The organism is Halomicrobium mukohataei DSM 12286 (assembly GCF_000023965.1).
Lineage (GTDB): Archaea > Halobacteriota > Halobacteria > Halobacteriales > Haloarculaceae > Halomicrobium > Halomicrobium mukohataei.
Window position 1 is genome coordinate 44,550 of record NC_013201.1, and the last position, 24,721, is coordinate 69,270.

Genomic DNA, 24,721 nt, shown 5'->3' on the forward strand with positions numbered 1-24,721 from the left:
CACCTCTCGAATCGGAGCGAATACGGACACTCCTCGGTCACGTTCCTCTCGGTCAGTACGTTGAAGCCACTCCCAGTCCAACGACCTGCAGATGAGTGACTCACGGGAGCCGGACCCTTCGACCGTCGAGAGCCCGAGTCGGCGGTCGCTGTCGCCCGACTCGTTCGATCACGGGGCAGTGATCGGTCGAACTCCCACGACGGTCGTCCACCGGATCGGGGTCGGCGCGGACGATCAGATCGCGGTCAAACACCCGGCGACCCACGGGACCCTGGGCGGTGACGTGTTCGATTCGTTTCGACGGGAGGGCAAACGGTGGGCTCAACTGGCCGACCACCCCCACATCGTCGGCGTCGTCGACTGGGGCGAGAGCCCGCTGCCGTGGCTCCACCACGACGCCGACGTGCCGTGGGTCGCGATGGAGTACATGGACGGCGGGGATCTCGGGGAGTACACGGAGGAGCTCTCCATTGAGGGCAAGCTCTGGGTCGCCGAGCGACTCGCCGACGCCGTCTGGTACGCACACCACGACGGCGGCGGCCTGATCCACCACGATCTGAAGCCCGAGAACATCCTCTTCCGCGAAACGCCGGACGAACAGTGGGACGTGCCCAAGATCGCCGACTGGGAGCTCGCCCGGACGCTCCTGAACCACTCCGACAGCGTCGGCGTCACCACGCCACAGTACGTCGCGCCCGAACAGGCCCACAACGAGTCGACCGACCAGCTCACCGACCAGTTCCAGCTGGGAATCGTCCTCTACGAGCTGTTTACCGGGACCTATCCGTTCGTCGACGGTCCCGAGTCGGCACCCGAAGCGGCACTGATCACGGGCATCCTGCGGAACGATCCCGTCCCGCCCAGCGAGCGTCGACCCGTGGTGCCGTCGGCGCTGGACGACGTGGTCCTGACGATGCTGGCAAAGGACCCCGACGATCGCTACGAGGCGATGCTCCAGGTCCGGAACGACCTGCGTGCGATCGAGCCAGGCGACGACCGCTCCGAGGAACCGGAGCCGAACCCGGCCGCTCGGAGCCGTCCTGACTCCCGTTCGGTGCCGACCCAGACGGCCGACTGGAACGGTGTCGGCGTCGGCACTGGCGTGGTCCTCGACACCACTGCTCGCGGAGCGGCGGCGATCAGGACCGACCTGGCAGACGACGGGACCTTCTACCTGAGCGATCTGGACCACGATCTCGAACCCACCCAACGGGTCTCGCTCTACTACGAGGGGGACGATCCGGGAGCGAGCGACATTATCGAGGTCCAGCCCGTCGAGAGCGACGAGGAGCCGCCCGCAGTGGGCGACAGCGAGACGTTCGGCGAGGGCGTGGTGATCGACACGACCGGCGACAGCAAGGCGGCCGTCGAGACCGACCTCGCCACCGACGGCGTGTTCTACCTCAGCGGTATCGAGGCGACCCTCCAGACCGGTGACGCGGTCGCGCTTCGCTACGAGGGATCCGATCCGACGGCGAGTGACGTCTCGCAGGTGGTGCCGATCGACGAACTCGACGCGACGGCGTCCGTCGCGGCCGACGACACCGGAGAGGGCGAACCCGCGGGGGAATCCTCCCCGGCCGGAGAGGTCGAACCCGCGGAGGAAACACCAGCCACCGACAGCGCCCGGCCGATACGAGGGAGTTGGCCGCGATCCGGGAACGATCAGGGCCGCACGCACGCAACGGACCAACAGGGTCCCGACGGTTCCGTCGACGTGCTGTGGCAGGCGGAGATCGGGAGCGGTCTCGAAGCGCCGCCGGTCGTCGCCGACGGGACCGTCTACGCCGGGTGCTCGAACGGAACGACGGTCGCACTCGACGCGGGGACGGGAACGAAACGCTGGCAGTTCGAGACGAGAAACGACGTCGTCGCCGCGCCGGTCGTCGCCGGTGAGACGCTGTATGCGGTGAGCAAGGACGCCCACGTGTACGCGATCGACCGCGAAGCGGGTACCGAGCGCTGGGCCTACGACACCGGGAGCGCGATATACGCACCACCGGTGGTGGCCAACGACCGCGTCGTCGTCACCGCACGTTCGGGCGCTGTCGCGGCGATCCACACCGAGAGCGGAACCGAAATGTGGGCCGTCGAGACGACGCCCGGCATTCGCGTTCCGGTGACCCAGTACGGCCGGCGACGGCTGCTGGTCGGTGACGACAACGGCGTGGTACACGTCCTGACGAAGGGTGGCTCCGAGCAGGCGACGATCGACATCAGTGGCCGTGGGCGCATCCGAACGCCGATCGTCGCGCCGGGAAACTCCGGAACGGTGCTGGTCGGTGACACGCTGGTCGACCTACAGCGCGAGACCGTCGTCGATACGCTCGCCCGCGGGGTCCGGTCGCTGCCCGCCGTCGACGAGGGGACGGCCTACCACGTGACCGATACGGAAGTCAGGGGCATCGAGATCTACAGCGGCGAGCAGATCGTTTCCTACGGCTTCGACGGCTCGACGAGTCGTCTCGGGACAGAAACGACACCGGCGATCGCCGACGGCATCGTGTACACGGGCCTCGGTGACGGAACGGTCGTCGCGTTCGACGGCACGACCGGGCGGGAACGCTGGCGACGAGAGCTCGGCTCGACGGTCGCCGGGTCGCCGGTTCTCCTGGACGGACACCTCTTCGCCGCGACGCGTGACGGGACCCTCTACGCGCTCGCCGGCCAGGCGTGACGACTCGGTTCGCCCGCGATCTCCGATGGCACGGTCCCGGATATCACAGTCCCGGATGCCGTAGTTTCAGATGGCGCGGTCCCGGATGAGTCTGTGCCCCATGCCGGAACAAAACATTTCCCGGTCCAACCGAAACGTGCGTAGCAACGTGGTTTTCTCAGGAACGACGCCGTTCTCGTCGCGTGATCGCGCACCGACCGGACCCGACGACGGGCACACGCCCGCGTCGGCCGAGCGGGACTCGGGACGATGACGGTCCCGGAGACGACGGCGGACGCCGACACCGTCGGTGAACGCACGGGCGAGCAGTTCGGCGAGCTCTCGGTGCTGGCAGACACCGGGCACGAGAAGGTACCGGAAATCGAGCGCGACGACTACCACCACCGCCAGATCGAGGGCGATCGGACGGACGTCGAGATCGTCACCCGCGCGCTGGAACTGGGGATGAACGTCGTCCTCAAGGGTCCCCCCGGCGTCGGCAAGAGCTTCCTCACGCGGTACGTCTGTGCGATGACGAACCGACCGCTGTACCGCGTGACGCTCTCGGAGACGACGTACCGCGAGGACCTGCTCGGTCACCTCCATCTCGTGAGCGGCGACGGCGGCGAAACGGTCACGGAGTGGATCGACGGGCCGCTGACCCGTGCGGTCAGGGAGGGAGCGGTCCTCCTGCTCGACGAGATCAACGCCGCCGACGCCAACACCGTCGCCGCTCTCAACGCCGTGATGGAACAGCGCGCGACCCGGTCGCTGACGATCCCACAGACGGGCGAGCAGCTCGTCCCACACGAGGAGTTTCGCGTCGTCGCGACCTCGAACCCCGGCTATCAGGGGACCTACGAGCTCAACGACGCCTTCGAGGATCGGTTTCGCCACGTCAAGCTCTCCTATCTCCCGGAGTCGGTCGAGGTCGAACTCGTCTTCGACCGGACGGACCTCGACAGGGGGAAAGCAGCTCAGATCCGGGACCTGGTGTCGTTCGCGAGCCGACTCCGGGAGGCGTACGTCGACGGAGAGCTGTCGACGCCGGTCACGACCCGGGAGCTCGTTCGAATCGCCCGGTTCATGGAAGACGACTTCATGACCGTCGGGGAGGCGGCCAGGAGCGAACTCGTCGCGCGCGTCGACGAGTACGACGAGTCGCTGGTCCGAACCCTCATCGACAAACGACTGTAGATGCGACTGACAGCACAGACCGAGCCGCCGGACCTCGCCGCCCTCTCGACGCCAGAGCGGGCCTCCAGCGAGCGCCGCCGAGAGCTCGAACGCCTCGCGTCGCTGTGTACGGACAGGGAGAGGACGATCTCGATCGCCTTCGACGAGGAGCGAGCGTTCGCTCGGCCGGCCGAGGGGGCCGGCCCGGACGCCTACGAGATCGTGCTGCCGACGGAGAAATACGAGCAGCCCGGCACGGAGCTGCCGCCGGGGCTGTGGGATCGCTCGATCCAGGTCGCCTTTCTCTTCCACGAACTGGGCCACGTCTACTACTCCGACTTCGATCGCTTCGGCGACTGTTTAGAGCGGGTCGACGGGCGCTGGCGCGACCTGTTTCGGATGGTGTACAACACCGCCGAGGACGGCGTCGTCGAGACTCAGATCGCCAACGAGTTCTCAGTCACCGACGACTTCGTCCTCCTCAACGACGTGCTCGTCTCGCGGGCCGACGAGCGACACCGCGCGTACGTCGACCTGTTCGACCTCGCGACCGCCGACGGCGAGCCGGTCCAGTCCTACACCGTCTTCGAAGCCCTCGCAGTCGGGCTGCTCGACCGTGGCTTCGTCGACAGCGGTCGCTTCGCCGCCATCGTCGACCCGGACGACGACCGGCGTGTCGTCTACGACGGCCAGCGGGAGGCGCTCGTCGACCTCGTCCCGGCGATGGACGAGTTCGTCGCCGACGTGCTCTCGGAGCCCGACGGCACCCGGCGGGTCGACCGGGCCCACGACTTCTTTGAGACCGCCAGAGACACCCTCGCTGGGCTCCCGCCGCGACAGAACGGTCGGCTCCAGACCGCGCCGGTCCGGCCCAGCGACGCCCGGGCCCGCGCCGGCTGGACCGCAGACGCGGCGGACCGGCTGCCCGACGACGGGGCGGCCAGCGCGCACGTCGCCCGAGATCGCGCTGCTGACGACCGGTCCGCCTCCGGAGCCAGCGGTGCGGGAAGCGTCGCCGATCCGGACGAGGACCGGCGGCCGCCGGGCCGCGTCGAGGACGACACGGTCAGACGGGTCCGGCGACGGAGCGTGCGCGCCCAGTCGAACCGGGCGGGCTCGGGCCGGTCACCCCTCGAACGCGAGGCCCGACACCTCCTCGATGTCGTCGACGACGAGTCGACGGCTCTCGAAGAGGTGATCGTCGTCGACCCCGCCGAGGACGGTGGCGACCGGGACCGCTGGGACGACGCGGTCGGGCGTTCGAAGCAACTCCAGCGGGACCTCTCGACGCAGCTTCGCCGCGAGCGCCGTCCCAGAGATGAGCCTGGTCATCGCACCGGCCGACTCGACGGGCGGCGACTCGTCGGCGCGAGCCACGGGGCCCAGCGGGTCTTCACCCGCCGGGAGTCCGGGACGGCCAAAGACCACTCCTGTCTGGTCGTGCTGGACCGGTCGGGATCGATGGACGGCGAACCGATCCGGACGGCCGAGACTGCGACGGCCCAGCTCGTCCACGCGCTGTTCGCGGTCGGGGTCGACGCGTCCGTGCTGTCGATCTGGGAGGGGTATCCGTGTCTGGAACTCCCCTTCGGGGGTCGCCCGTCCGAGCACGTCGACCGGCTGATGACCGAACGTGCGGACTGGGGGACGCCGCTCTCGACGGCCGTCGCCGTCGCCCGTGAGCGCCTCGACGACGGCCGGGGATCTCACCCGTTCGTCGTCGTCGTGACCGACGGCGCGCCGGACCACCCCGACCGCTACCAGTCGCAGCTGGCGGCGTGTACCGTTCCCGTGTTCGGCGTCTACATCGGGTCGGAACCGGGCACTCACACCGAGTACTTCGACCGGATCGTCCACGCCGAGACCGACACGCTCGCACGAACGATGCAGCGCCTCGTCAGGGCGCTGTTCTCGACGGAGGCCTGAACCGTGTTCGATCGGACGCCGCGGTCGCTCCGTGTCGGCTTCGAGACCGGACACCTCTCGGGCGAGTCGGTGATCGACCGCGCGCTCCCAGCCCTCGGTTCGGAGACGATCGCGCGGCGACGAGCAGCGCTCGCGGCGCTCGCGGCGGCCACCGACTCACGGCCCGACCGGACGACCGAAGTCGTCGACGCGGTCGAGTCGTCGATCGGACCGGGAGCGACCCCGACGCGGGCAGAGCTGGCGGCGTTGCGTGATCTGGGCTGCCGTCGGCCGCGGGCGTTCGCGCCGCTGGTCGAGACGTTCCGACGGCCCCTCACGCATGCCGGCGAATCCGCCGTCGACACCGCCGCGCTCTCGGCGCTCCTCGGTGATCTCGGCACCGCGGCTCCGGGTGTGGCAAAGCCACTGCTCGGCCCGCTGGTCGACGCGGCCGACGACGCCCACCCGGCAGTCCGAAACGAGGCCGCCTGGGCGGTCGTGCGGGTCGCGACGAGCGAACCGGCCATGCTTCGGCCCCTCGTCGCCGGCCTCGTCTGGGAGCTGGACCGCGAGAACCCGGCCACCGTCCGTGACGCGCTCGCGACGCTCGGCCGGATCGGACAGTTCCTGCCCGCCCACCTCGCGGGACTGGACGCGATCGCGTCGCTGCTCGACCACCCGTCCCCGGACGTTCGGACCGCCGCGATCGAGGCCCTCGGGGAGACGGCGGGACGCGGTACGAAGTTCGACACCGGCGTCTCAGCACCGGCCCGCGTCGAGCCCTTTCTGGACACCGTTGCCGAGCGCGCGACCGACCCGGAGCCACAGGTCCGGGCAGCGGCCCTCAAGACGCTGGGACGGGTAGCTCGCCACGAGCCACGCCTGGCTGGGACGTACACCCAGCGGTTCCTGGCCGCGACCGACGACGACGACCGCCGCGTTCGGCACACGGCCCTCAACGCGATCGGTGACACGTTCGATCCGTCGACGATCGATCTCGCGCGCTTCCAGCGACGGGTGGTACCCCGGCTGACCGACGGAGACGACGACGTTCTGGGTGCCGCCGTCGGGGTGCTCCTGACGGCCGTCCGGGCACTGCGCTCGGACCACCCCGGACGGGCACGGTATCTCGTCGATCTGCTCGTGTGGTTCCAGCTGTCGCCCCACAGCGGGCTGGGCGTTCCGGATCCACTCGACGAACTGGGCTCGGAACTGGCCGCACTCGCCGATCTCGACCGGTATCTGGAAGTCACGCGCACGCTCCGAGACGCCGACGACGACTCGCTGCGCCACGCGGGCGTTTCGATCTGCGACGCGATCGCGCGCCACGCCGACAGCCATCGGCTCGCGGCCGTCGGCGTCCTCCAGTCGATGCTCGCCGACGAGGACGAGCACGTGCGGCGGCGCGTCCTGTCTGTCTTCGAACGACTCGCCGAGATCGAACCGACCCTGTGCTCGCTGCTCGGGCGGATTGCCTGGCCCGTGGCCGCCTACGATCCCGCGGTGCGACCCCAGGCCGTGTCGGTGCTCGCAGCCACCGGACAGACCGACGCCAAGCACCACACCGGACCGGTCGCCGTGCAGTGTCGCGTCCTCCGGGACCGCCGGGACGCCGAGGACGAGGGCGACGGGATGGATATTCTCGATCCGGACCCGGCGTCCGAACCGCTCCAGCGACTCGCCGAGGCCGCGCCGGAGGCCGTCACCGAGGCGGCACCGACGCTGGTCGAGTTCCTCGGCGACGACGAGTGTGACGCGCTCGTCGCCGAGGCCCTCGCTACTGCCGTCGCCGAGGGTGGCCGACTCACGACGGCGACCGTTCGGCGTCTCGAAGCCGTCGTCCAGTCGGACCCGGTCGCGCCGCCGCTGCTCGCGTGGCTCTCGACGCTCCTTCTCCTCGACGGCGACGAGGCAGCGCGCAGACGGGCACGCGACCGCCTCCACTCCCTGGCCGAGCGACGCGAAGAGACGCCGCTGCTCGCGTGTCTGTCCGTGCTCGTCGACCACGAGCCGACCGTCGTCGCCGAGGTGCTCGGCTCCTGTCCGCCCGGCGAGACGCTCTCGGAGTCGCGCGCCCGGCGACTGGCGAGGCTCGTCACCGCTCACCCGCGACTCCTGTTGCGCTGTCGGACCGGCTGGTCGCCGTTCCCCGAGAGCGCACGCGAGCGCGAGCGCCCCGGACGGACGGCGTGGCCGACGGCGCTGGCCGAGACGGCTCCCCAGACCGTCTCGGCGACTGACTGGCTCGCAGAGCGGTTCTGGACCGACGACGGCGAACTGACCGCGTCCCTGCTCGAAACGATGGGCCGCGCGGACTCGCTCCCGGGCGGTCCCGACGATGCGTGGCGACACCACCCCAGTCCCGCGGTCAGAGACGCCGCCTGCGCGCTGCTGGACGGTGACCCAGACACAGACGGGGACGCCGAGCGGGGCGCTTCGACGGTCGACCCGGCAGCGGCCACGGCCGACACCGTCGACGAGATCGCGTCCCGCCTCGCCGCGGCGTCTCGCGACCGCTGTCGCCGCGCCTGCGAGCGTCTGGTCTCGATCGCCGTCCACGCTCCCTCCCTGCGTCCGACCGTCCGTCAGCAGCTCCTCGCCAGTACCCCCACGCTCCGGGAGACGGCCTCGCCCGTCGCCGTCCTCGGCGCGCTGTCGACGCTCGCTCCCCGCGTCGAGACCCCCTCTGAGCGGACGGCCTCCTCGGCTCCACCGGCAGAGAGCGTCGGGGCGTTGCTCTGTCGGTACGCGTCCGCGCCGTCGCCCGGCGTCCGCGACGTTGCACTGTCCGCGTTGCGTGTCGGGGCGACGGACGAGCCGGCGGCGCTCGCGGACGTGGTGATCGAGCGACTGCGCGACCCGTCCGACGCTGTTCGCGCCCAGGCCGCCCACACGGCCGCCACGCTGGTCGGAGACTCCCTGCGCGTCTCCTCGCCCCTCGTCGACGCGCTCTGTGACGCGGTCGACGGCCCTCGATACGTCGCGCTCGCGGCCTGTCGCGCGCTGGGTCACTGCGGAGCGATCGAGCCGTCGGTCACGGACCGCGTGGTCGCGGCGTTGACGACGCACCTTCGCGCACGCGAGCGCGGCGTCAGGCGCTCGGCCGCCGGTGGGCTCGCCCGAATCGGTCACGCCGATCCGGCTGCGCTCGTCCCGGTCGCCGACACGCTGTGTGACCGGATCCGGACCGACAGCGTGACGCGGCCCGCTCTGTTGTCCGTGGTGACGATCCTGGTGACGGAGTGCTCGGTGGCACTCGACTCACTCGTCGAGCCGTCGCTGACGGCCCTCGTCTCCGACACCTCTCCGACCGTCACCCGTGCCGCCGGTCGCTTGCTCGCCGCCGTCGCCGAGGACGCGCCCGGCACCGTTCACGGACGGCTCCACCCCGTCGGCGAGCGCCTCCACGAGGAGTACGACGGCGAGATCGTCACCAACTTCCGGGACATCGCTCCCAGCCCGCTGTCGACGTACTGGCTCTTTCGGGTCGTCGCCACCTGCGCGCGGGCCAACCACACGATCACGGAGTCGTTCGCGTGGGCGCTGTCCGAGACCGTCGACTTTCTCACCTCGCCCGCGGCGGCCTCGCCCCACTACGACCTCCCGCGCGACAGCGTCACCACGGACGGACTGGCGACGGTGACCGCGCGAGCGGCGGGGCTCGGCGGCGACTCGTCCTACGAGACGATCCTCGAATCGTGGCCGGGCGATCCGACGAAACCGTCCCTGGAGCCGGCGGTGACCGCGCAGTTTCTCGTCCTCGTCGACGACCAGACGCGGGACCGCTCGTTCGAACACATCGAGAATCACGTCGCGCCCGCCGACCGCGACGACGTTCTGGCGGCACTGCTTTCCCAGTCGGTCAACCTGAACCGCTACGAGGCCGTCTTCGCGTCGCTCACCCGGCTCCTCCCGCTGAGCGACGACGAGGGGCTGCACCGCCGCGGCGTCGCGACGCTGCTCGACGCCTGCGAGGCCCACAACTGGGCGGTTCGCGTCGACGCCATCGAGGCGATCGCGACGCTCGGAACCACCGCGGTGCTCCCGGCCGACGAGGCGATCGGTCACCTGCTGGGACGGCCCGGGCGGGAACCGCGAACGCACGAGGCGATCGTCGACGCGGTCCTCGACCTGCTGGGCCACGCCGAACGCACGCCCGAGACGGTAGCCACCGCGATGGCCGTCCGGTACGAACGCGGCGGACCAGCGCGTCGCCGACTCGCCGTCTGGCTGCTCGGGCGACTGGCGACGCGCCACGCGACGGTCCGCTCGCGAGCGGTGGCGACCCTGCTCGCGGCGCTGTCGGACTCGGACCGCTGGGCGAGAGAACGGGCCGGCGAGGACCTGGCCGCGATCGCGGCGATCGATCCGGAGCCACTCGCCGCCCACCGCGAGCGACTCGAACGTCGGGTAACGCGGGCCGACGGCGAGGTGGCGGATGACCTCCGGACGTGTCTCTCCGAACTGGACGACCCGAGGTAATCACTCCCGCCCGGACCCTCTCTGCGCCCGTACCGCTCACAGCAGGAACGCGAAGACCGGATACGAGGCGGCGATCGCCAGCGACGGGGTCAACAGCCACATCGTCACGATCCGCTTCGCTGCGCCCGGATCGAAGAGGCTCCGCTCGTCGAGATCCGCGGGGCCCTCCGCGCCCACGTCTGGCACGTCCGGCACCTCTTCGGGCTTCTCCGCGGGCTCTTCCTCGCGGGCGATATCCCCGATGGTCGGACCGGTGGGTGCCTCCTCGACGCGCGAGGTGACCAGCGCGCCCGTCGTGACCTCCAGATCCGGGCGCTCGGGGGTCGGCGTCGCCAGCTGCTTCAACGTCGCGGCTCGACTCGCCCGCCCCCAGCCCAGCCCGATGATCGTCGAGGTCGTACTGACCGCGAGACTCGCGGGGATCCCGAAGTAAGACAGCACCGTGATCACCGAGGCACCGACCACGGAGACGATCAGCGACGCGAGAATCGGCAGCTCCGTGATGTCGTCGCCGACCGTCTCCAGGGTCCGCCGAGCGATGGTGAAACTCCCCAGCCCGAAGGCCGCCACCGCGAGCAAGACGCCCTGGTTGACGGTCAGCGATCCACCCTCTCCGACCAGCGGGGCCACGGCGTTGGCCGCGTTCGACGCGCCCGCCGAGAACGCCATGTAGCAGGCGATCACGATCACCAGGAGCGAGCCGACGATGTCCTGTGGCGACGCGTTCACGTTCAGATACGGACGCGGGATCGTTCCCGAGCGGTCGAGCTGGACGAAGTGGAGGTCGAACTTCGTGAACGCGACGTAGCGGTCGAGATGCGGGTAGACGTACCGTCCGACGACGACGCCGATGACGAAGCACAGAAGCGGCGCGACGATCCACGCCGAGACGATCACGAACATGAGCGCCTGGTTGAGGGTGCCGGAGGCCAGGCCCAGCCCGACGATCGCGCCGACGGCCGTCATCGAGGTCGAGGCCGAGACGCCGTAGAGATTCGAGATCAACAGCGACGCGCCCGTAAAGAACAGCACCGCGACGCTCGCGACGGGCGTGAACTGGGCCGCCGGCACGATACTGCTGCTCATCGTCGCGATGACGTTTCGCCCGACCGTCCAGGCACCCAGGAAGCCGAACGCGACGAACAGCGCACCCGCTGTCGTCTTCCGTACGAGGCGTGAGCCGACCGCCGGGCCGAACGCCACCCCCGTCGACGAGCCGCCGATGTTGAACCCCACGAACACGGCGACGACGATACCGACGATGGCTACGGTTCCGAGCATTCTGTCTCTCCCGATACTGCCGTCTGGCCGCGCATAAAACGATTCGGTATCTCTGGAGCCGCCCGGCTCGAAGCGAGTATAGCCAACGGTATGAATCACCGTCGCCCGGCACCCATATAACTCCTGCCGACCGCTCCGAGCCGATGTCGCCCGAGCGTCGCCGCTCTCAGATCACCCTGTTCTGGAGCCGATCCCTGTGTTTGGCGTTGTACAGGAGCTTGACCCGGTCCGACGCGGGCGTCCCGATGCAGGTGAGGACCACGTCCTCCTGTTCGACCTCCTCGTCGGAGAGGATCTGTTGCAGCTCCATGTCGATCTCGCCTTCGACGACGACGGCCGCGCAGTTCGTACACGCCCCGGCACGACAGGAGGAGGGCCAATCGAGCCCCGCCGCCTCGGCGGCCTCGAGGACGTATTCGTCTCGCTCGACCTCGATCGTCCCGTAGTCCTCCGGCGGAAGATCGCTCGTGGCGGCCCGCGTGAACGCCTCTCCGTCTCGTGGGTCCCACCCTCGATCTGCGACGACTTCGTCGTTCAGGTACTCGACGGTCGCCGTCCGCGAGGACGACGCGGTCGAACCCCGGTCGCTCGATCGCTCCACTGCACCCCGCGAGCCCGTGAGGTGGTAGCCGCCGTTGGGGTCCGAGCGATACGCCACCCGGCCGTCGTCTTTCAGGTCGTCGAGGGCGTCGAGGACGGCTCCACGGCTCGCGTCGAGCGCTCGGCCCAACTCGGCGCTCGAAACCGGCGTGGTGCCCCGTCGCGATCGGTCCCTGATCGCCTCGTACACCGCCTCGGCCCCGATGCTCGACGCTCTGTGCTGGGACCCGCCGGTCTCTCGATCGCCGCTCTGGTCGGCCCTCGACACGTCGACCTCGGTCCCCCTCGCGCGCTCGACCCCGCGCCGGGTCGGCCTGTAGCCGGAGGGTCCGTCGGAGGTGTACTCGACCAGGTTCGCCTGCTTGAGTTCGTCGAGCCGATCCAGCACCGACTGTCGCCCGGCCTCGACGTGCTCTGCTATCGTCTCGCTGGACACCGTCCGCTCCCCGCTGTCGGTGAGTTCGTCGACGACTGCGAGCAGATACTCCGTCGATACGGTGTCTGTCGGTTCTGCTTGGTGCTCTGCCGTCTGCTCGTTCCGTCCCGAGTCGCTCGTCTGCTGGGTGTGGCTGTGCTGTGATTCGCTGGACTGCCCGGCCTCGTGGCGCACTCTCTCGCCGGCATCGACCGGGTCGTCGACCCGCTCTGCGATGATCGTCGGCAGCCGTCCACCGCTCCGGACGGCGCGTAGCGCTCGCTCGAACAACTGGACGCTCTCGTATCGCGACCGCTTCTCGGTCTCCAGTGCCGTCAGCACGACCGCGTCGATGGCCTCGGTCACGTCGTCGCGGTAGTCGCTGGGCGGCGTCGGCGGGTCTCCGTAGACGATGTCGTGCATGATCCCGGTCTGACTCCCGGTGTAGGGCGGTTCGCCGGTGAGCAGCGCGTAGACGATCGCACCGGCCTGATACACGTCCGTCAGCGTGTCGGGATCGCCGAACTCGTCGGACTCGAACTGTTCGGGCGCGGCGTACGCCACCGACAGTCCGTCCATCGTTCCGGTCTGCTCCGAGAGGACCCGAGACAGCCCCCAGTCGCCGATCTTGGGGAGGTCCCACGTCCCGGCGGCCGTCTCGCGAAAGAGGACGTTCGCCGGTTTGAGATCGAGGTGAACGATCCCGTAGGCGTGGGCGACGGCCAGGCCCCGGCAGAGACATTCGCCGATCCAGAGCGCGTGGGTCAGTTCCAGTCCGCCGTCGCTCGCGTCGAGGCGATCGGCGAGCGTGCCACCGCCCATGTACTCGATGGCGATCCAGGGCAGCCGGTCGCCGATGTCGACGACGCCGACGATGTGGTCCGAATCCGTCCAGCGCTGCTTGTTCCGTTCCCGACCGTCGACCGTCTCCCAGCGCTTGGCTTCGCTGAGAAACCGTTCGATCGCGTCGCCGGTGAGCGTCCCGGCTCGGGGTGGCTCCTTGAGTGCGATTCTGTCCGGTGGCTCCTCGTCGGTGACCCGTCCCTCGTACACGACGGCCTGTCCCCCTCGACCGATCGGCTCGTCGCTGGTCTCGATGTGCTCGTATCGCAGCGATCGACGCGGGGGACTGGTGACAGCTTCGATGTCGGGTGGGTTCCGATCGCTCATCGTCTCTGCTGTCTGGCCGGATCTCATTAATCCTTTTCCGGTGTCACCGGGTCTGATTCGTCAGTTCACGCTCGACTCGTAAGCTTGAATTGAACGGTTGCCAACTATCTGGTATGCGTGCAACGATCCGTGCGGCCGATCCCGAGTCGACGGCGTCTCTCTCCGTCACAGACGAGTCGGCTGTACGCGTCTACCGCGTCCCCGAGCGCGGAGAGGCGGTCGTCGCCGACAAGGACGGGTCCGTCACCTCGCTGGGCGTCCACGACATCTCCGTGTCCCGCGAGTTCGACGACGACGGCGAGCCCGGATACATCGAGTTCTACAAGGAGGACAGCCAGCTGTACGTCCAGGACGCGGGTTCGAGCAGCGAGACGGTACAGCAAAACGCCTTCGGCGAGATCGACCTCTCCGACGGCGAGCCCTCGCTGATCACCGGCGACTGTACGGTACAGATCGGCTACAGTACGGCACTCGAAGTCGAGGTCGAGCAGTCCCGTGGGAACGACCGTCCGATCCCGTACAAGGCCGACCTCGTGCTCAAGATCTGCGATGTCAGGTCGACCAACGAGGTCAAGAGCGAACTGCGAGAGCTCAAAGAGATGATGCACGCGGCCGACATCTCGGACGAGCGGTACCGCAACGTCCTCGCCGACGTGGAGACGGCCTTCGAAAACGTCGAGAACACGAGAGGCGACGAGCTACCGACCGAGGCCGTCCAGAAAGTCTCCAGTGCGACCAAACGGGCTCGCAACTACTTCCTCAGTTCCTGATACTGCCGGCTGTACCTTCGTTTCGACATTCGCCACCTCGGGGTGGCGAAATCCGTGACAGATGTACAGCCGGTAGTGTGACGCCCCCGGTCGCTTGCTCTTCGTGCTGTCGCTCCGCCCCGTTCCCGTTCGAAAGAAGGCGCTACTGTGTGGCCGGTCACGCCCCGGAGCCAAACTCCCGATCCCACTCGTCGAAGCGCCGCACGCTCTCCTCGGAGAGCGAGGCCGAGGTGCGTTCGAACGCCACCTGCACGTCCTGTGGCCGGACGGCGTCGACCGAGAGGTCGTACTCTCTGACGGCGTCGAAGCCACGGTCGGCGACGGACGCCAGTCCCGTGTTCGACCGGTTGATCATGGCGTTGACCGCGGTCCGACACACCGCCTCCACGTCACTGCCGGTGAAATCGCGGTGGATACACTCGCTTGCGATCGCCTCGACGGGCGTGTCGACGCGTCGACCAGTGTCCGACAGCTGGAACGCCGATGGACTCCCCTCGAAGGTAATCCCGCCTTCGACGGTGTTGATCGCGACGATCTCCTCGGCCGCGCCCACGTCGGGCAGCGGGATCAGCACCCGTCGCGGGAAGCGACGACGGATCGCCTGATCGAGGTCCCACGGGGTGTTTGTCGAGCCCAGGACCATCACGAAACTATCGTCGTTCTTGTCGATCCCGTCCAGCTCCGACAGCAGCGTGTTCAACACGCGGCGAGACGTTTCGTCCAGGTCGGACTCGCGTGACTGTGTCAGCGCGTCGATCTCGTCGAGGAAGACGATACTCGGGCTCATCTCCTCGGCGAGATCGAACAGCGCGGTGATCTGCTTGCTCGTCTCGCCGAAGTACTTCGAGAGCAGCCCTCCGAGCTTGACGTCGAAGAACGTCGCGTCGAGCGAGCCGGCGACCGCAGACGCCAGCAGCGTCTTCCCGGTTCCCGGCGGGCCGAACAGGAGGACGCGATCGGTCGCGGCGACGGCGTCGGGCTTGTCGTCGATGCCGCCCAGCGTGATCGTCCGCTTCAACTCGCCTTTGACCTCGTCGAGGCCCCCGATGTCGTCCCACGTGACCTCCGTCTGGGAGATGAACGATTCGACTTGCTCACGAAAGTCCGACTCCGGCTGTTCGGCGTCCTCTGCCCCGCCGTCGCGGTTCTCGCCGATGTCCTCTTCGGAGAGGGCCTCGCCGCTCTTTAGCTTCGAGATCGACGACTCCAGTTGCTCTTTGCGGTCCGGATACGTCGTTTCCCGGATCGTTTCGAGCTCTTCCAACCGATCGAGAGACTGTGAGAACGCTTTCGCGGCCTTCTCGTGGTTCTCCTGATCGAGGTGTGACTTCCCCTTCTTGAGGTACTCTTCGTACTGTTCCTGTAGGATGTCCTCTTTGTACTGTCCGAGATCCATAGTTACAAAATTGGGTGACGGGACGCGGTGAGCGCGTTAGCGGCCCAGCTCCTCGTTGAAGATGTTCTCACTCTCGTCTTCTTCTTTCGTGAGCTCGCTCAGCGAGACCGGGTCCTCGTTGGCGTCCTGGAACAGCGTGTCGATCTCCGACTCCTCCATCGTCGCCCCGAAGTCCTGCGAGACGCTGGTGAGGGTCCGGTTGAGCTGATCGCCCTTGCGCTGGATCCACTCCGTGTCCTTGTTGCGCTTCTCGATCTCGCGGACGATGTCGTTCATGAACTCCTGTACGTCTTCCTCGCTCATGTCCCGGAGCGACGACTGGGGCTGCTCTTCGAGCCGCTTCTTGGCGTTTTTGGCAGCCAGCAGGGTGGTGTACTCTTCCAGCATCTCCTGCCACGCGGCTTCCTTGTTCTCGTAGTCCCGCTTGAGCTGCTTGGCCTTTCGCTTCAGTCGCTCTTTTTTAGGTCCGGCGACCTTTCGCCCCTTCTCGACCAGTTGCTCGAACTGGTGATCGAGCCGTTCGAGCTCCTGTTCTTTCAGCTCGATCTGCGTCTCGAAGGTTCGTGCTTCGAGGTCGAGTTCGTCGGCGTCTTTCTCCATGAGTTCGTTCGAACTGCCGCCCCAGCTACCTGGTATCCAGTCTCTGAACTGAACCATATACGAGTACATGGTAGGCACCATAATAAAACTTTGGCACTAAACCCACTCTACTGGATCTCCATATTGGAGAAAGCTGCTACGAAAACTCGACGGTCTCGTCGTCGCCGTCTTCGCTCAGTACGTCGGATTCCGTTTCGATGTTCCCCACCTCTGTGGGCTCTTCGCTCACTTCTTCGTCGGTCTCGGATGTGTCGTCGCTCCACTCCTCTTCGAGTTCGGAGCCGGTGTGGAGCTGGCTCGCGCCCTCACTGAACGAGTCCAGTGCGTTCGAAGAGAGCGTATCCGTCTGACCGAGCACGTCGTGTAGCTCCTCGTTTTTCATCTCCTCTTGCTGGAACAGTCGGACCAGTTCGCTCTGGTCCATCTCCCGGAGCTGGCTCCAGTAGTCGTCGCCCCGGCTCTCGCCGATCTCCTTGATGTTCGCCAGGTTCGAGGCCAGATTCCGCTGTTTGCTCGTCTCGTCGATCCGCCCTCTTACGGTTTCGAGCTCTTCTTTGATCTCTTCTGCGTCGCGAAGGAAGTCCTGTGCTCGCTCTTCGTTACCGGCTTCCTTCGCCGACTCGTACTTCGAGCGCTTGTCATCGAGCGCTTCTTTCAGCTCCTCTCGGCGACTCTTGAGATCGTCTAGCTTCCGTTCGGCTTCCTGTCGCTTGACCTGATGGTCCTCCTTCGGACGATCGAGCAGGTGGCCGTCGTCACTGTCGCCAAACAGTGAGCCGAACCACGACTTCACGGTAGCAAACATAGTTGCTATCTTTGGTCACAGGTGCATAAATGTGCGTGCAAGTAGCTATCACGCGATGACGGCCGTCTCGGAGACGGCGGCCCGGGGCTCTTCGCACAGCGCGCGAGCTGCCCGACTCCCGGGTCGACTCCGCGACGGACGCCGCCGTCTGTCCCGGAGTGTGACATCGACGGTACGCTGCTGGCGCGATCACCGAGTGACGACTTCGATCGTTCTCTCGATCACCGCCCGGTAGAACGGCCCCGGATCGTTCTCCCGGAGTCGCGCAGTGAACGGTTCGATCCACGCTCGCGGGTGTTCGTCGAGGAACTGCTCGACCGTGTCGTCGTCCTCGGTGGCGGCGAGGTAGGCGGCGAATTCGAGCTCCGTCGCGATGTGGTCCGGCGGTGCCGATCTCGAGTCCCGCAACGCCAGTCCGTACTCGGCGTACCAGCGCGCAACCGCCTGTGTCGCCGGCCCGTACACCGGACCGACGTTCTGGCCGTCGCCGTCGTGGTCGCCGTCCCGATAGACGCTCTCGTAGGGCGGGCACTGTTCGGGGCCGGGGCCGATGAACAGTCGCGTGTACTCTACGCGCAGGTCGTCCAGATCGACGGCTGCCTCGCTCTCGTCGAGCCACGCGACTGCGCCCGACTCGACGGTACCACGCAACTCCTCGGACGGCTCGCGCCAGCACACTGCCAGGGTAGCGAGGGTGTCGGCCGTCGGCCGTCTCGTCTCCTCCGTCGCGTCGTCGACCGCCGTCGCGGTGTCGTCAGTCACACCCACCACCTCCGCCGTCTGCCGGGTATCTCTCCTGTTCGGTCCGCCGCTGGAGCGGGACGTATCGGAGCCCGACGGTGACGATCAGTGCGCCGAACGCGACGATTCCCGCGGTCACCACCAACTCGATCACCGTCGGCGTGTACACCCCCGTCGTGGCCCAGACGTCCGTCGTGACGCCCGCGTACTCGCCGCCCAGCGAGATGCCCGGCGCGGCGTCGATGTTCACACTCTCGTAGCCGGTGAACACCAGTCGAACCCCTTCGAACAGGGTGCCGAACACGGCGAGTACGCCCGCGACGAATATCACGGACAGTCGCTTCCTGAGTTGCGGTGTCGCCAACAGCACCAGCGGTATTGCCCCGCCGACGCCGGTCCAGAGCCAGAAGTAGACCGAGTCCCCGATGAGGAACTCGCTGGTGATCGCCCAGAAGCCGAAGTGGTCTGCCCAGGCGTGTGGCAGGCGCTCGGCAGCGAGGAGGTAGACGACGTGAAACGCCAGGAAGATCCCCAGCATCTTCCCCAGACTCGTCAGCTCGTCCCGGTCGGCGTCGAAGCCCGTGTAGCGGTCGGCGAGTATCGAGACCACGAGCAGGAGGCCCAGGCCGGAGACGAGCGCTTTGGCGATGAACACCGGTGCAACGAGCGGGCTGAACCAGTCGCCGCGGCCGACCTGTGTCGCGAAGATCCAGCCGGTCACGGAGTGGAGCATCACCGCCGTCGGCAATGCGACCGCGGCCGTCCAGAACAGCAGCGTCCGGTCCCGATCCCGGCCGGCCTGTGTGTCTTCGGCTCCGAAGGCCAGTCGCGATCCGCGGGCAGCGAGGTCTCGCCGAGTGAGCAGCCAGAGGTACCAGACGTTCAACACGCCGTACAGGACGACGATCCCGAAGTCCCAGACCATCGGCGAACGAAAGTCCGGCGACGTGAAGAACTGGTACAGCCGCTCTGGCCGACCGATATCGGGCAGGATGAGCAGTCCTGCGACGATGATGCAGGCCAGACTCACGAGGACGCCGAGCCGTGCGAACCCCTCGTACCGGTCCGAGTGGAAGAACTTCGGCGCGCTCGAGATGATGAGCCCGCCCGCAGACAGCCCGACGAACATCACGAACAGCATGATGTACAGCCCCCAAGAGAACACGTTCCGCATCCCGGTCACGACCAGACCCTGCTGGAGCTGGTACGCCCACGCCCCGAGTCCGGCGACCAGGAGCACACCCAGGAGGCCGAGCCAGACCTTCGAAACGGTCCCGAACGAGGACACCACGGGGCTCCGCACTGTCGACGTCGCCGATCTCTCGGTCACTTCACCACTCATCAGTCATCACCCCACACTGCGTCGGCAGTAGCACGTCGCATCGATTCCTCGCTGTCGGGGTCGTCGGCCTCCTCGGGGGTCGGCTGTTCGTCGAGTTCCGATTCGAGTTCTTTGCCCTTCCAGGGCCGACCGGGTGACATCTCGCCCTGGATATAGTACGTTTTCGGATCGGTGTCCTTCTCGTCGAGCAGTCGGTTGGTATCGTATTCGGCGACGTACTTTGAGACGGTGCTCTCATCGTCGTCGAGGTCCCCGAAGATTCGGGCATCGGCAGGACAGTTTACGACACACGCGGGATCGAGTCCTTCCTCGACGCGGTGGCTACAGAACGTACACTTCTCGACGACGCCCTGGGGCCGTTCCTCGACGTCACCAGTGCCCTCTTCGGGGCGGTGCTGTGGCTCGTCCCAGTTGAACACCCGAGCGTTGTAGGGACAGGCGGCCATGCAGTACCGGCAGCCGATGCACTTGTCGTAGTCGATCTCCACGATGCCGTCCTCGCGCTTGTACGTCGCGTTGACCGGACAGACCTTCACGCAGGGTGCGTTCTCGCAGTGCTGACAGGCCGTCGGCTGATAGCTCATCTCCAGCGTTCCGTCGTCTCCATCCTCTGGATACGAGCCTTCGGGTGTATCGATGTGATCGCCACCGACGGTCAGTACGCGATTCCAGGCCTGTCCCATCGGGACGTTATTCTCTTGCTTACAGCTCATGGCACAGGAGTGGCAGCCGATGCAGCGCTCTTGATCGATTACGAGTCCATAATTTGTCATTTTCAATCACCTCCGGCCGAGCTGCCAGCCGTACCGTGTGGATTGTCCTGCGTGTACTGGTTGGACTGGTACTCATCAGCTGCGGGTTCGACTTCTACTCTGCAATCGTAGAAGGCGAACGTGCGTCCGACTTTTGCAGTCTCCGCGGAGATCGGGTCCTGGTAGTGCCCTTCAACGAAGTCCTCGGCCCACCATCCCTGGTCCGTGTTCACAAGTCCAGGACGAATCCCCTTGTTGTACTTCGCACGGACAACCACCGAGCCACGGTCGTTGTGGACGCGCACGTAGTCTCCATCCGAAATCCCTCTGCGCTTGGCATCTTTCGGATGAATGTCCAACTGTGGCTCCCGGTTGACCTCTCTGAGCCATGGGACATTGGCCCACTGGGAGTGGATCCGCCACTTCGAGTGTTTTTGCATGAACACCAGTGGGTACTCATCTTGTTTCTCCCAGTCCTCGTCGGTTCTGGCTTCTAATGGTTCCGGAACTTCAAGCGAGACCCCCTCGTCGGGCAGTCCCGGCCCCTTCTCAGTTGGCGCGTCGTCGTCGTACACCGTGATCCGACCGGATTCCGTTCCAAACTCATCGGTGTACGCGACATCCGGGGTTTCGTCAGTGGCGACCGTTCCGGTCTCTTGAAGTTGTTCCCAGGAGAGGCGGTCGTCGTTTTGTACGAACTGGTCGAGTACTTCGTGTTTGTCATCGGGGAATTTGTCTCCGTGGTCGAGTCGCTCGGCTAACCCAGCTATGATGTAGTAGTCGTCACGGGCCTCCCAGAGTGGTTCGTGGGCCTGCTGCCGGTAACTGAGATTGGGGTGGGTGTACGTCGTGAGCAAGTCCTCAGTTTCGAACCAGTGAGCGGCCGGCAAGATAATATCCGCTTGCTGAGTCGTCGGCGTGTGGTACATGTCCGCCCACACGATGGTGTCGAGATTCTCCATCGCGTTCAGCCAGCGGTCCCTATCCGGGAACTGGTTCCCGAGCATATTCGAGTTCATTCCGTAGAGGAACCTGGGTTGGGCGGGGCCGCCGTCCTCAAGCAGATCGAGGACGCGTTGGTACCCATACGTTTCGACACCGACCGCATCGTCTGGACTTCCCCAATCGCCTTTCTGAAGGTAAGAGCCGTTGTACGACGGGTGCTGTGCGTGGATGTTTCCGTGACGGCCGTAGTCGCCGGTCAGTGCCAGTAGCGTCGCGTAGGCCTGCCCAAACACGTGTCCGTACAGGTACCGGCCAACACCGTAACTCGGCATAATTCCGCCTGCGCCACGAGTAGCTAACCAGTCGGCTGCCGTCTCGATGTCTTCAGCGGTCAGTCCGGCGATATCGGCTACCTTGTCCGGGGGATAGTTCGCGGCTTGTTCACGGAGCGCAACCAGGCCGGGTCGGACGGTCGTCCCATCGATGGACCACTCGCCCGTGAGCGCGAACGGACCACCAGTTTCAGCGCCGACAACCTCTGGCTCGCCAGTTTCCTCGTTCATCACGACGACTGCGTCATCGGCAGGATCGTCGACGACCCGGCTTGGGTCAAGGAGTGTTCCGTCGTCAGTGCGGACGAGTGCTGGTGCGTTCGTCCGCTGCCGGAGGAAGGACTCGTCGTAAACCTCGTTCTCGAAGATGTAGTGCATCATCGAGAGAGCGAGGTGCGTGTCTTTTCCCGGGCGGATCGGTAACCAGAGGTCCGATTTCTCCGCCGTGTTCGTGTACATGGGGTCGACGACGACAAGCTTCGCGCCGTTGCGCTTGGCTTCGAGGACCCACTCGGCGTCCATCTGGAACTGACTCGCGAAGATGTCCGACCCCCAGATGATGATCGTCCTGGCGTTGACCCAGTCTTCAGCGGTATTCGTCGGTGGCATGAAGACGCCACCTTCGCCGGTGACTCGGTTGAAGCCCTGGCCGACGTTAGTGTCGATCCCGAAGACGAAGCTGTCCTGAATGCCACCAACCAGTTGTTTCAGGCGACCGAAGCCAGTCGTCCCACCGTCACCCGATCCGGAGTGCCAAAAAATGCCTTCCGTCCCGTGTTCGTCCTTGGTGGTCCGTATCTGTTCAGCCACTAGGTCAAGTGCCTCGTCCCAACTGATTCGCTTGAAGTCTGCGTCTTCACCACGCTTGTCGGGCTGGGGGGTATCCGGCGACCAGCTGGCGCGTTTCATCGGGTACTTCAACCGCTTCGCGTTGTACACCCGCTGTAAGTGTGAAATGCCCAGCGTACAGCCACGCTTGAACTCAGTTGCAGCGGGCACCTGCTGCTCGACTTTCTTCACCTGCCCATCCCGAATGTAAACGTCCAGCGGACACTTCCCGCGGCAGTTCGGCGAACAGGCGGTCTTTACGACTTGATCTTCTCCGAGGAAGCTGGTGACCTGACTGGCAGCTTCTCCCGAGTCGTCGGCGGGCTGGAGCGTCGAGAGAACGCTGTCAGCGCCGCCGAGTCCGACTGCGGCGACGACACCGCTCTTCAGAACGTCCCGGCGGGACGCCGTGAACTCTTGGTCAGTCATCGAACCCCTCCGGTTTCGTAGGTCGTTCGTCGGTTCCGAACTCCGCTTTGACCTCCTCGTGGTACTTCTCGTGGAACTCCTGCTCGGTTAGCTCACCGTTCGTGATCTTGATGGCGTCTTCGGCCATCCGCTTCCCGAGATCCGGATCGTATCCACACCCATCGAGGATCTCGTCGGCAACCTCGTCCCACTCTGGTATCGGCTCGTGGGCGGATCGAGATTCTTTTGTCATACAGTTCAATGTCGCCGCTTCTCGTCGATATCCCTTCGTGTGAATTATGAAGCGATTCAAGTGGGGGCCGGCGAAGCCTGCTACGGACGGCCGGCACACTGATCGTCATTCTCCCGGGGGACCTCCGTTAGCGGCTGGTGGTAGCGTTCGCAAATGCGCTGACAGCAAGCGTCGATTCTACGGCGTTCAAACGCTGCGAGCACGCCGACTTCGAGATGCCGAGGTCATCGGCTAGCGCTTCTAGCGAGGTTTCGCGTGGCGTCGCGTAGTACCCGGCGGCGACGGCCCTCGTAACTGCTTCACGCTGTTTTTCCGTAACGTCGTCGAGAGCGAGTGTGATGGTCTGTCCGCCCGTCTCGCCCGTTCCCGCGTCGATTCGTTTCAACTGTCGCAGGTGCAACTCACGCGTTACGTCTCTCAACGACTCGACTAACTCGGTGAGCCGGTTCCTGTCCGGGAGATACGTCTCGACGCAGACCGACTCCTCGGTCACATCGACGATCTCCGGAATACAGTCGAACGCACCGAAGACAGCACAGAAACAGGCTCCATCGACCTCACTCGCCGAGTGAACGATGTCTGCTTCCTCGCAACCCGGAGATACGGGAGTCTCCTCCGACTGGATCGTCATCTCGGTCTGACACTGGTCGTGCAGCAGCTGTTGTCGTACCTCGACGACGTCGCCGTCGGCGTCCTCGAACTCGTCGAGTGGACAGTCACTGTCGAGCACGGGTTTGATCTCGAAAGCGACATACAGATCCCGGCCGTCGTCTCCCTGTTTTGTCGTGGAACCTTGCATATCCTATAAGTGTCTCTACAGCTAGCGTCGGTATACGAACCCGGCTGGTTCTCACTTACTGAGAACGAACGGGTGGCGTTGACGTGTCTCCACTGCCGCCGTCTGTCAGTGTCGCAGCCGCGACCTCGGCGCTCCAAACTTTCGGAAGTGACGGCCGCCAGTGTCTCTCTGAAGAGCCCATTGCAGCAGTCGTCTCGACGCAGGTTTCGTTGCGCACCCAGTCCCCGCCGTGTGTCACACGGATGCGATGGCAGTTCGTGCAGAACTGCGGGCTCTCTACGGGATCGACGACCTCGACCACACCGGTGCTCTCAGCGTCCGGAGACTGCACGTGGTTCCGCCGTCGACCGTGCATCTCGGGGTCTTGACGAAGTCGGCGCGGTCCTCCAACCAGCCGTGGACGCGGTCGATGCCGATCGCCCACTCGGGGGTGGCCGGCGAGTTCGGGCGTGGAATCGACGAGCTGGAGCCGGAGACCGGGCGGGCTGTGACGCGTTCGAGGCTCACGCCGACCGCGTGGTGACTCTCTGCGGCGGCGAGTCGGATGCTGCGCCGCAGGTCCGCGCCGATGGCGGGATTTCAGATCGACGCGACCGTACCGCTGCCATCGGATTCCACCGATCAGACGGTCGCGACCGGTCGGTTCAAACGGCGCAGTTCTGCCGACGGTCGGCCTATCGCGCGCACTTCAGGCAGACCCGATGATGTTCACGCCAACGTATTTTTAGTCTCGCCTAAAACCTGGCCGTACACAGAACCGGAGCGGTCCTTTCGGACACGCCGGTGAGCACCTCGATTCCACCATGCCCTACGCAGAACTCACGATCACGGTTCCGGAGACGGTCTGGATCAGCGAACTGTCCCGTGCGTATCCCGACACGCGGTTTCGCGTGCTTGCGGCGACGGCCAGCACCGCGAGCGGCGTCGCCAGAATCGAAATTCTCGGCGACGCCTCTGATACGGATTATTGTAGCGATTTACCGGTGATCGTCGCCACGGAGTAGACGATCACCGGTAAGCAACTACAATAAACCGTATGAGACGGTCTGTGCGGAGTTCCGGGAG

At 66.1% G+C, this 24,721-nt stretch carries 17 protein-coding genes and 2 pseudogenes; 6 read left to right on the forward strand and 13 right to left on the reverse strand.

What is annotated here, in order from left to right; genetic code table 11:
- Positions 1-91 precede the first annotated feature (91 nt).
- The 4 genes from HMUK_RS15740 (at position 92) to HMUK_RS15755 (ending at position 10,219) form a co-directional block, all read left to right on the forward strand.
- On the forward strand, positions 92-2,677 hold the full coding sequence (locus tag HMUK_RS15740) for an outer membrane protein assembly factor BamB family protein (protein WP_012807428.1): 2,586 nt from the start codon (positions 92-94) through the stop codon (positions 2,675-2,677).
- Positions 2,678-2,926: 249 nt separating this feature from the next.
- Positions 2,927-3,853: an ATP-binding protein gene (locus HMUK_RS15745; protein WP_012807429.1), complete on the forward strand. Its 927-nt coding sequence runs from the start codon at positions 2,927-2,929 to the stop codon at positions 3,851-3,853.
- A complete protein-coding gene (locus tag HMUK_RS15750; protein WP_012807430.1) occupies positions 3,854-5,758 on the forward strand; it encodes a vWA domain-containing protein in 1,905 nt (634 codons plus the stop codon). It begins immediately after the preceding gene.
- 3 nt (positions 5,759-5,761) lie between these two features.
- On the forward strand, positions 5,762-10,219 hold the full coding sequence (locus tag HMUK_RS15755; protein ID WP_012807431.1) for a HEAT repeat domain-containing protein: 4,458 nt from the start codon (positions 5,762-5,764) through the stop codon (positions 10,217-10,219).
- Positions 10,220-10,255: 36 nt separating this feature from the next.
- On the opposite strand, the gene HMUK_RS15760 is transcribed toward HMUK_RS15755, so the two are convergent.
- From HMUK_RS15760 to HMUK_RS17330, 3 genes and pseudogenes are all read right to left on the reverse strand, one after another.
- Complete coding sequence (locus tag HMUK_RS15760; RefSeq protein ID WP_012807432.1) at positions 10,256-11,500, reverse strand: inorganic phosphate transporter; 1,245 nt, start codon at positions 11,498-11,500, stop codon at positions 10,256-10,258.
- A gap of 166 nt (positions 11,501-11,666) precedes the next feature.
- Entirely contained in the window at positions 11,667-12,101 is a 435-nt protein-coding gene (gene fer / locus HMUK_RS17325; protein WP_049940919.1) for a ferredoxin Fer, read from the reverse strand.
- Positions 12,102-12,872: 771 nt separating this feature from the next.
- Positions 12,873-13,712 (reverse strand): annotated as a pseudogene (locus HMUK_RS17330) (serine/threonine-protein kinase); the annotation flags it as partial.
- Between the two features lie 86 nt (positions 13,713-13,798).
- Between HMUK_RS17330 and HMUK_RS15770 the strand changes: the two are divergent.
- Entirely contained in the window at positions 13,799-14,455 is a 657-nt protein-coding gene (locus HMUK_RS15770; protein ID WP_012807434.1) for a hypothetical protein, read from the forward strand.
- Positions 14,456-14,612: 157 nt separating this feature from the next.
- On the opposite strand, the gene HMUK_RS15775 is transcribed toward HMUK_RS15770, so the two are convergent.
- From HMUK_RS15775 to HMUK_RS18170, 10 genes and pseudogenes are all read right to left on the reverse strand, one after another.
- Positions 14,613-15,851 carry an ATP-binding protein gene (locus HMUK_RS15775; protein WP_012807435.1) on the reverse strand — a complete coding sequence of 413 codons (1,239 nt, stop codon included), beginning with the start codon at positions 15,849-15,851 and terminating at the stop codon, positions 14,613-14,615.
- Between the two features lie 36 nt (positions 15,852-15,887).
- Complete coding sequence (locus HMUK_RS15780) at positions 15,888-16,508, reverse strand: hypothetical protein (RefSeq protein WP_126967198.1); 621 nt, start codon at positions 16,506-16,508, stop codon at positions 15,888-15,890.
- A 79-nt stretch (positions 16,509-16,587) separates the two neighbouring features.
- On the reverse strand, positions 16,588-17,256 hold the full coding sequence (locus HMUK_RS15785) for a hypothetical protein (protein ID WP_012807437.1): 669 nt from the start codon (positions 17,254-17,256) through the stop codon (positions 16,588-16,590).
- A 189-nt stretch (positions 17,257-17,445) separates the two neighbouring features.
- The gene (locus HMUK_RS15790; RefSeq protein ID WP_012807438.1) at positions 17,446-18,018 is read right to left on the reverse strand and encodes a TorD/DmsD family molecular chaperone; all 573 of its coding nucleotides are present in this window, start codon (positions 18,016-18,018) and stop codon (positions 17,446-17,448) included.
- The gene (gene nrfD, locus HMUK_RS15795) at positions 18,011-19,339 is read right to left on the reverse strand and encodes an NrfD/PsrC family molybdoenzyme membrane anchor subunit (RefSeq protein ID WP_012807439.1); all 1,329 of its coding nucleotides are present in this window, start codon (positions 19,337-19,339) and stop codon (positions 18,011-18,013) included. Before nrfD ends, HMUK_RS15790 begins: the two co-directional genes overlap by 8 nt.
- Positions 19,339-20,112: a sulfate reduction electron transfer complex DsrMKJOP subunit DsrO gene (gene dsrO / locus HMUK_RS15800; RefSeq protein WP_012807440.1), complete on the reverse strand. Its 774-nt coding sequence runs from the start codon at positions 20,110-20,112 to the stop codon at positions 19,339-19,341. The genes nrfD and dsrO overlap by 1 nt, the downstream gene beginning before the upstream one ends.
- Before the next feature lie 2 nt (positions 20,113-20,114).
- Complete coding sequence (locus HMUK_RS15805; protein WP_012807441.1) at positions 20,115-22,625, reverse strand: molybdopterin-dependent oxidoreductase; 2,511 nt, start codon at positions 22,623-22,625, stop codon at positions 20,115-20,117.
- Positions 22,618-22,857, reverse strand: coding sequence for a 4Fe-4S ferredoxin N-terminal domain-containing protein (locus HMUK_RS15810; RefSeq protein ID WP_012807442.1), 240 nt, complete (start codon positions 22,855-22,857; stop codon positions 22,618-22,620). Before HMUK_RS15810 ends, HMUK_RS15805 begins: the two co-directional genes overlap by 8 nt.
- A 127-nt stretch (positions 22,858-22,984) precedes the next feature.
- Positions 22,985-23,656: a helix-turn-helix domain-containing protein gene (locus tag HMUK_RS15815; RefSeq protein WP_012807443.1), complete on the reverse strand. Its 672-nt coding sequence runs from the start codon at positions 23,654-23,656 to the stop codon at positions 22,985-22,987.
- A gap of 223 nt (positions 23,657-23,879) precedes the next feature.
- A pseudogene (locus HMUK_RS18170) lies at positions 23,880-24,137 on the reverse strand (GTP 3',8-cyclase MoaA); the annotation flags it as partial.
- 322 nt (positions 24,138-24,459) lie between these two features.
- Here HMUK_RS18170 and HMUK_RS17945 point away from each other — a divergent pair.
- The gene (locus tag HMUK_RS17945; protein ID WP_223270984.1) at positions 24,460-24,660 is read left to right on the forward strand and encodes a hypothetical protein; all 201 of its coding nucleotides are present in this window, start codon (positions 24,460-24,462) and stop codon (positions 24,658-24,660) included.
- Positions 24,661-24,721 lie beyond the last annotated feature (61 nt).